Below are 809 nucleotides of genomic sequence, written 5' to 3' on the forward strand. Positions count from 1 at the left end.
GAACTGGGGAGTTCTCACTAACCAGACACCACAAACAAAAAAGGCCCGCATAAAGCGGACCTTTGAACAACCTGATACATAGGTTACAGACTATACCGGGGACATAGGTTACACATGTCGGTATTTGGGAGGTTGCCCAAATGCCCTGGAAAGAGTGTAACCGTATGGATGAGAGACTTAAGTTCGTTGCCAGGTTGCTCGATGGGGAACCCATGACCCAGGTGTGTCGCGATTTCGGCATCTCCCGCAAAACTGGCTATAAGATATTTAACCGCTACAAAGATAGTGGTCTGGAAGGGCTTGTCGATCGCAGTCGACGGCCCTATCGCCATGCAAACAAGCTACCGGTGCAGGTTGAGCGAACGATTTTGAAGCTCAAACAGCAATGGCCTGACTGGGGAGCACCAAAGATTCGCGAAAAGCTGATTCGCAACTTCCCAACCATCAAGGCACCCGCCAAAAGCACCGTGCATGCTGTGCTGGAACGTCATGGTCTGGTTACACCACGCAAAAAGCGTCGTTATCGAGCCCAAGGCACTCCATTGAGTGATTCGCTCACACCGAATGGGTTGTGGTGCACGGACTATAAGGGTGAGTTTTTACTGGGAAACCAGCGTTACTGCTATCCACTGACTATTACCGATTACCGCAGCCGCTATCTGTTGGCCTGCGAGGCGCTGGAGTCAACCAGGGAGAAGGATGCTTTCACAGTCTTTGAGCGCGTATTTAAGGAGTTTGGTGTGCCGTTTGCGCTTCGCAGTGATAACGGTCTGCCATTCGCCTCTGCCAACGCGCTATTCGGGCTAAGC

The 809-nt window shown here is 51.7% G+C and carries 1 protein-coding gene; it reads left to right on the forward strand.

Translation table 11 applies throughout. From position 1 onward, the window contains the following. Positions 1–164: 164 nt before the first annotated feature. A partial coding sequence (locus QGM61_RS15195; RefSeq protein ID WP_317622206.1) for a helix-turn-helix domain-containing protein occupies positions 165–809 on the forward strand: 645 nt, incomplete at its 3' end.

It is taken from the genome of Pseudohongiella sp. SYSU M77423, from assembly GCF_029911965.1.
Lineage (GTDB): Bacteria > Pseudomonadota > Gammaproteobacteria > Pseudomonadales > Pseudohongiellaceae > Pseudohongiella.